Consider the following 7,852-nt stretch of genomic DNA (forward strand, 5'->3'; position numbering starts at 1 on the left):
ACCACCCACCAGCCGCTTCTCGGTGGCGGGCAGACCAACCAGGCTCTGCCACGCCAGCCTGCGCCAGCGAGATCACGGCCAGGCCGTACAGCACGCCCGACAGCCCGGCGCAGTTGCCAGCAGCAGAGCAGAAATGCCGTCGCCCAGCAGCAGCCAGTGCATCAGCGGCGCAACCGGGCTAATCGGGGCGCCGCCACCGCTGTTGGGAGCAGGCGCGCGCGCGCGTTGCATTGCCGGAGTCTCTGCAGGCAAGTGTGGTGGTGTTGGTGGTTTAAACGCTAGGCAGTTAGTTGCATTTTCTGCTGCAAACCGTGCAGGCGATGGTGTTGCCACACTACCACGCGAGCATGCTTCTGCCCGAGAGCTTACCTTCGCTGCCTGGTGTCACCGCGGGGGGGGGGCGAAGTCCTGCAGCAGGATGGCAGCAGCCACCGCCGGCTGGCCGCCGGTGGCTGCCATGCATGGCGCAGGCGCGACGGATGCGCGTCGAGCAAACAGGAGGCCGCACCAGCCGCCGCGGCCTTCTCTCTGGCCGCGCACTGCTGCGCGAGGAGGCCGGCATGCAGGGCGAACCAGCGCCCGCAGCGCCGCCAGCATGTCCATCGCGACAACCGCCTTGGCGTGGCGCTGGACGGCCCGCTTGTTCGCGCGACCCTCGCGTTGCATTGCTCGATCGCTGCGCCAACTGCACCAGCTCCTGCAACAGTCGCCACATTGCCGAGACGCGGCCGCCGCGCCTTGACTTTTCTCTTACCGCTATAGGCTAGAAACATCACCACTACATTTCACCTGGCCATGTCAAAACCCAAACGCCTCTCCGGCTTCCGCGAATTTGTCCGCTCTAACCCCGCTGTGAAGGAGCAAGACTCCTTCGACGTCGACCTCGACCAGCTCTATGTCGTCCCGGGTTGGAACAAGCGCGTACGCAATGCGAGCTTGGAGGAATACATCGACCGCTGGGCCGCGGTCTTCAAGGCTGGCCGCCACGTGCCGCCGCTCCACGTCTACTGGGATGGCGACAAGTTCATCATCGTCGATGGTCACTGCCGCCTGGAAGGCGCGATGCGGGCGCGGGCCCACGGCGCCGCGATCCGCCGCCTGCGGGTCATGCGCTTCGAAGGCAATGACGTCGCGCGCATTCACTTTATGGTGCGATCGAGCGAAGGACGCCCCATGTCCCTCTTCGAACGTGGGATGTCCGCGGGTTGTCTCGTGGCAATGGGGGTCTCCGTGTCGGAGATCGCCACCGAATGGAATTGCTCCGAAACCACGATCGAGTCTGCCCTGCTGCTGGATCGCGCTCCGCGGGCTGTTCAGGAGATGCTGAAACAAGACTTGGTCGCCACGGAAGTGGTTCTTGACCACTTGCGTGAGCACCGGGACGCCGCGGCGCAGACCCTACAGGACCTACTCGATCGCGCCAAAGGACAAGGCCATGCGCGCGTCACGGCCAAAGTCGCAGGCACTCACAAGCTTGGCAAGCGCATCACGAACCAGATCCGCGAAACCTTCGCGGCATTCCCAGCCGTCCTGTCCGATGGCCTGTCGGATCTCCCCGGCGACCCGACACTTGTCGATGAAGCCCGCGAGTACACGCTTCCGATCAAGGGCTCACTTCTCAAGGCACTTCTTGAGATCGCCAGCGAGGTGAACAAGAACACTGGCGCCGTGAACGGGTCCATCACCACCGATTCCGAATGACGGCGGTGTGACCGGGGGGGAATCCTCGGACAACCGGCACCACCAGTGCGCAGGTCAGTCGGCTCCCGGTTATGCGATCTTCACCACATCGAAATTTGCAGCTGCATACGCGGGGTTGCACGACCAGACCTCCTTCCCCTCTTTGTAGAACCGTGCCCATCCGCCCGAGATCACAAGCTCTGACACAGGGAAAACACTAGAGTGGCCCGCGGCTGCGGCCGATAGAAGGGTAGCCTGTCTGCATCGGGCCTCGTATCTACCGTCACGTAAACGTCTCTCACTGGTCACGGAATTCCTCACCTCAAGCGGCTTGCGTCCAAAATGCAAGTTTCGGGTACCGCGGCAATCCACCAGACCGCCCCACGCGGCAGAACCCAGCGTGCGCCAACCCATTGATACCTAGGTACGCGTTTGCGCCCAGGCACACGCGAATGAACGCCCCATCGCCATCGTACTCGTCGTCTTGGATGATCTCCTCCGCAGGCAACCCGATCGTCACCCCCACGGCCCACGCCCACGCCGTCGCCTCAGTATCGGAACATTGGATAGCGGCCCTGGCAATAGGGTGATCGGGACACAGATCCATTTCCGCTATCGCCTGAAACATCTCGCCGATACCCGCCTCCAGGTTGTCGGACATCAGCGACCGGAAGCGCCCAGGCACAATTGCCAAGTGTCCTGCCTCGTGCAACAGAGCAGACGGCCGGCATTCGGGATCGACCGCCAAAGCACCGCTTTCTATACGAACGCCATTTACAAAACCTCTGGCGCCTTTCTCATAGGTGACCTGAAGGCCAACTTGCCTCAAGAAGTTCACGACGCTTGCCAGCAAGATCATTTCCCCTATTCAGTCGCTGAGACCGCGTGTTGCCTTTGTGCGTCCTCAAGCGTATCGAGCAGCGCTTGGCTCTCACGCCCCTTCCACAGCATGTACCGCGACACGCCGTTGACAACATATCGGGCGATGGTCCAGCCGCTGGGGTGCGACCAGCTATATGCGGTGTCCTGCTTCCACTCGCTGTCTGCGTTCACCTCAGGCATGTCGTTTTCCCGTGGAGTTCCTCTGTGACCACCTTCCTACTCACAACGTTTTTTCCCGCGGTTGTACTTCCCATACATCACCTTCGTTGAGCAACGCGCGGTGTCCGGGTTGCGGCAACGGATCCACTCTCGCTCGACCAACCGCAAGAGCAATCTTCCCAACAGTCACAATCGTCCATCGCAGCCCCGCACATCGTGCACCTCATTCGACCGTTGCCAGACTACCTACCGATACCTGACATCGAGGCTGGCTCCTACACGCCAATGAGCGGGATATGCCATCCGAGGAACGATGCATTACCATCCGCCTCACGCACTTCGTGCGGCCGACGATCGTCGAAAATGAACCAATCTCCCGCCTTGGCTTTTTGGATGACCCTTCCCTGCCGGAAAGCAAGGCCATCATTGTGCAGGACCACCATCAGCACAAGACCAATGTCATCCGTGTGGGAGTCGACTCCGGCTGTTGCAACCAGCTCGCTTGGTCTGCCGGCGCGCCGGTACCCTAGCTGCGAGATATCGGGAAGCCAATCGGTTCCGAGCCGCGTTGCCCAAAATGGGACGACGTAGGTCTCTACCGCGTCACCGCAGAACTCATTCGCCTCCGCTGTTGCAAAGAACTTCCGCGCCAGTTGCTTCGCGTTTGCCGCCACGTGCTCCGGCAGGTGAACCGTCCCCATGATCTTTCCCATCACTGCCGATGTCATGGCCTGTGCTCTCGTTGCGAGCCCCTCCCGAGGCGCGCCGTCCTAGCCGCCACTGCAACAGTGATTGCTCGACGCGCGTGCTCAGCACGCTTCGCTTCATCGCTCGGGTACTGCGAGAATGCTTCCAACAGAATCTGGGTCACGTCGATGCCAGGAACTGTAGTGGCCAGACGAAAGGCATCTGCGTCGCGGCACAGCGGGTTCCAAGGCACATGGACTCCAAAAAGGATCAGCGCTCGCCCATCATGTGCAACTCGAACCGGCTCATAGCCGGCCACAATGGCAGCTTTGCGTAGCAGATCCCGCTCCTCAGTCACAACGTCGTCCATCAAGCTTCCTAGTTGCTAGCGATCATGATGATTACTGCCTGCAGCTTCGCCATCCAGGCATGCCGCTCTCAGCTTCTCTAGAACCTGCTGATAGTTGTCATGCAACTCCGGCCAACCTGGATCAGCGACTAGTGCTTTCGGGTCAAGTCGGCCTGACAGGATGGCCATACGCACGCCGGGATGGCGGTGGCCAACCTGGGCCAGCCAGCCAGCACATGCAAGCTCAGCACCTTCCTTCGACTGGTGGCAGGCGAAAAAGCTCGCGCCGCCATCCGGCCCCATTCCTCGATGGTCCGGACATGTCGCTGCCAAATCCTCGGCCAACTGCAGATCGAAGCCTGGAATGTCCGAAGCCTCCGATGAGCACCGCCAGGGGCACGAGGAGCACGGCTTGGGTGGACTGTTCAGTCCGCAGGCATCCGACATCGCCGTCTCCTAACGATCCAGCTCGTACTTCATCACGAGTTCTGCCTTACGGTGCTCCTTGCGCATGCGTTCCTCGGTCGATTCTTTGGACGGCACAATCTCCGGCCTGGCTGCCAGGCTCGCGTCGTAGCGATCGGTCTCCGCCACCAGGCGGTGCAGTTCGCGCAGTTCACTTCTTGCGGTACTGAACATCTTTCACCATTTGAGATTGTCAGAGTCCAAGGTGGCGGCACGCATCCGCCCATGCCGACGACTCTCGAAGTCCATAGCCGGCTACCTTCCTGCCCTTAGGCTTGAGTAGCACCTTGAACCGAATCTTTCCGCCAACGAAAGTACCTTCCTCACGAACGGCTACCGCTTCCGGATACTTCGCCAAAACTCGTTCCATCGCACGCATTTGTAATCTGTCTCTTCTACCTAGCGAACATTGAAGGAGCGACCCGCGCGTCGGATGCGTGAGGCCGCCGCCCTCGGACTATCGCCCACCAGGGTCCAGTCATGATGCCACCAGGCGATGACCGCGGCGGCTGAAGCAATATCCTGCGCGCGCACGACGGCAGCGATTTCAGCAGCGACGGCCGCCCACCATGCCGCTCCCTCCCGATCGCTCGCACTCGCGTCTATTGCGCGGCGGTATATCGCTTTCGCACTCTCAGGCCGAATGGTCATGCTATCCCCCAAAATTGCCCGCGATGATGACACTCGCCAAGCGAGTGAGGCATTCATGCGGAAATGGTTGAGTGGGCCGAACAGCATCTGCACGAACTTGCTTCATGCCCTGCCAGCACCACGCTGTTGCTGAAGGCGTCGTGATCTCCCATCGCGCCGGCGAGCACGAAAATTCGGACCAATTTGAAGTCCAATAATAGGCACATGTGCCTATCTAAGCAACGATTTTCTTCAGATATATCAAGCGCCGTTCCAAGGCATCAACGGCCCAGTCCGGACAGGGGCGTGAGCTTGGCGTTTCTGGAGCCGCCAGCCACGCACGCACGGTGCGAGGAGAGCATGGACGTTGCGTCTGTTCGGCAATCATGTCCGCACTTGCGACTTGGGTAACAGAGCCTTGCTTGAGCAACAGAAGGTATTTATCTCGGTTCGTCATAGATCGAAACCACCCATCATATAGGCACACGTGCCTATCATAGCATCGCCCTGACAGTCTCTTCCCTGCGGCAGAGGCACAAGTGGCCAATACCCTCTCTTCTTTCCGCCACCTACATGCCACGACCGACACTCCCAGGCCCCCGCCGCCAGTTCACCCCGGCCGCTAGTTGCCATCGTGGTCACGACGCAGCGACGCGCCGGCGCAGTTGCTTTGCCGGCTCAACGGCCGTTGAACGCAAAACGCCCCGAGAATCGTTTGATCCCCGGGGCGCCTTGTCACGATAGCCGCGCTCACTCGGCAAAAAGCATTTCCTCTTGGTCGGCTGCTGCGTGTTCCCAGGCGGCCTGTGCGTCCGCTGGGAGCAACGCAAAGGACATCGACCGGCGCTTTAGATCTTCAATGTCATACTCGATGCCAAGTCCGAGCCGGTCCTTAAAAGCTGTCCGCCGACATGCCTGGTCGTGCTCGGCACGCTGCGCGTGCGACAGCGTGAGCACGCCGTACTGCAAGTACCAGCGATACCCGGCCGTTACCTGCCCCGGTTCGACGCCGCGGTCATGCATATCGAGTAGCCGATCAAGCTCGAAATCCTGCAGGAGCGTGGCCGACTCAACGTCCACCGAGAATTGCTGCTCAGTCGGCGTCTTCCAAATGACGCGGCCCGCCGGCGTCCTGGCCAAGCGTGGAGCGCATGCGGCCTCCGCCGTCATGGCTTCCAGGAACGGGTCGCGCAGCCCGGTCCAGGCCGTGGCCGGAGAGTGCTGATCCCACTCATTCCCAACGAACAGGAACCGAGGGGCAGGCACGGGTGTCGCGGGCACCGGAGTCACCTCGGGAATGTCATAGCGAATGCCACGCTCAAACACATCCCGCCGGTCCGCCCAGCAGGCGAACGGGCGAGCCACCCCGTTGAGCGATTGCATCGCATCGATGGCCACAATCATCTCCAAGGACAGCAACTCAAACCGCGGCGCCTCTCCCGCAGTCGCTGCCCGGGCCTGTTCGTCAAAGTCAAGCTGCAGCATGTACCGGAACAGTTCTCGAAGCATTGAGGGGTGATATGTGTCCGGCTGGATCTTGACATATCCGGCACGGATGGTCCGCCCGATCCAGTGCCGGCGCGACCAGTCGAATCGGGTGTTCCGGATGAAGCGATTGAGCCGATGAAGGCCAGCAGCGTATGCATAGCGCTCGTCATGGGCAATCATGTTGGCAAGGCTCTTATCCTCTGCCATCTGGCACACGTGGCACCCCAGCCGGGCGCCACACTTTCCCTGACGTCGACCACTGGCCCCCGCAAGGATCGCATCGGCCACCACAGCGCACGAAGTCCCGACCGAATGTGCGTAGAGCCGCTTCGTCTCCTCGAAATCGGAGTAGCCGGGCAACTGTCCGCTGCCATACAGGGCAATGGCCTCCCACACATCGTCGGACCCAAAATGCGCTATCGGGCTGAGGACAAGATCGCCATCGCGGTTGCGAACCGGCGATCGATCCGACTCGCCGCGCGCCTTCATCCGTGCGGCCCGCCGGTCTCCCTCGTCATACCGGGTGCCGAGGCAGGTCACCGGCTCGGCCATGCCGCGGTCGCTCGTCTGGCGGAACAACCGTCGACGCAGCGACCGTTGGGGCATGATCTTGAGGTCCGTGGAGCAGTCTCCGTGTGCGCCAGGGAAGCTGGGCAGCGCGCGACCCGACAACACCTTTACCTGAAAGGTCGCGCTGAGCGTCGGCCGGGCTATGCCCGTGGTAACGGAAAATCCATGCGCCTGACCGAAGGCCCGCATGCGGCGGAGCTCGTGGGCATAGTGCCGCGTGACCTCCGGCGACTCCACCAGCGTGTCACTGGTGGTGGCATAGACAACGGGGCGACCGCCGGCTGCACGGTACTGTAGCGCCGCGTGCAAAACGATTGCCGCAACGACACTGCTGTCCTTGCCACCACTGAAGGCAAGGAACATCGGATGCCCCGCGCGGAACAGGTCAACAACGACTGATACAGCGCGGGCGATCTTTCTCTCGACAGGCTCGAACGCACCCTGTGAAAACAACTCAATGGTTTGGTTCATGCTGGCCTCGTGAAAATGAACGGGAGGCCAGCCCCCGTGGGCTGGACCGCCCTGGGGGGGGAGATTTGGGAAAAAGAGGTAACGAAAGGCGTGCGCCGCTGGCGGAAAAGGTTCTACCTGGTCGCCGCACGATCCTCGGTCAGGAGCCACTGCACGAGGCAGCCTATCCGGCTGGCCAGGCTCGAGGAAAGCCACTGCTCATCCGGCTCGCTGGAGAAAAAGGCCCCAGCCACGTCGCCGGCGGCGATGTCGGCAACGTCCATGAGCAATCGCAGGGCTTCGTCGAGATCATCCATCTTGGCCGCGGCCACAAGGATAGGGACAGTGACAGCCGCCAGGAGAGGCCGTCGGCACCGGGGTGCAGGCCAGGTTTGTACTAGGTGACAGGTCATCGGAATCGCAAAAAAAAAAGCGCTCCGTGGGGAGCGCCATGCATTGAAGAAGAGCGCGCTATAGCGTGTCGGCATTCGG

General features: G+C 61.4%; 8 protein-coding genes. 1 reads left to right on the top strand and 7 read right to left on the bottom strand.

What is annotated here, in order from left to right:
* The first annotated feature begins 795 nt into the window (after nt 1-795).
* Nucleotides 796-1,701, top strand: coding sequence for a hypothetical protein (locus K206_RS0105020; RefSeq protein ID WP_155887948.1), 906 nt, complete (start codon nt 796-798; stop codon nt 1,699-1,701).
* Nucleotides 1,702-2,002: 301 nt separating this feature from the next.
* On the opposite strand, the gene K206_RS0105025 is transcribed toward K206_RS0105020, so the two are convergent.
* The 7 genes from K206_RS0105025 to K206_RS0105055 form a co-directional block, all read right to left on the bottom strand.
* Nucleotides 2,003-2,539, bottom strand: coding sequence for a hypothetical protein (locus K206_RS0105025; RefSeq protein WP_020201317.1), 537 nt, complete (start codon nt 2,537-2,539; stop codon nt 2,003-2,005).
* Nucleotides 2,540-2,544: 5 nt separating this feature from the next.
* Nucleotides 2,545-2,742 carry a hypothetical protein gene (locus tag K206_RS0105030; protein ID WP_020201318.1) on the bottom strand — a complete coding sequence of 66 codons (198 nt, stop codon included), beginning with the start codon at nt 2,740-2,742 and terminating at the stop codon, nt 2,545-2,547.
* 254 nt (nt 2,743-2,996) lie between these two features.
* Complete coding sequence (locus K206_RS0105035; protein ID WP_043365493.1) at nt 2,997-3,449, bottom strand: hypothetical protein; 453 nt, start codon at nt 3,447-3,449, stop codon at nt 2,997-2,999.
* Nucleotides 3,450-3,793: 344 nt separating this feature from the next.
* Nucleotides 3,794-4,204: a DUF6283 family protein gene (locus tag K206_RS44750; protein ID WP_369796867.1), complete on the bottom strand. Its 411-nt coding sequence runs from the start codon at nt 4,202-4,204 to the stop codon at nt 3,794-3,796.
* Between the two features lie 9 nt (nt 4,205-4,213).
* Nucleotides 4,214-4,396: a hypothetical protein gene (locus K206_RS37525; protein WP_020423677.1), complete on the bottom strand. Its 183-nt coding sequence runs from the start codon at nt 4,394-4,396 to the stop codon at nt 4,214-4,216.
* A 1,206-nt stretch (nt 4,397-5,602) separates the two neighbouring features.
* Nucleotides 5,603-7,381, bottom strand: a complete 1,779-nt coding sequence (locus tag K206_RS0105050; RefSeq protein WP_020201322.1) for a hypothetical protein — start codon at nt 7,379-7,381, stop codon at nt 5,603-5,605.
* Nucleotides 7,382-7,494: 113 nt separating this feature from the next.
* Nucleotides 7,495-7,677, bottom strand: coding sequence for a hypothetical protein (locus K206_RS0105055; protein ID WP_155887949.1), 183 nt, complete (start codon nt 7,675-7,677; stop codon nt 7,495-7,497).
* Between the last annotated feature and the right edge of the window lie 175 nt (nt 7,678-7,852).

The organism is Cupriavidus sp. WS (assembly GCF_000395345.1).
Lineage (GTDB): Bacteria > Pseudomonadota > Gammaproteobacteria > Burkholderiales > Burkholderiaceae > Cupriavidus > Cupriavidus basilensis_B.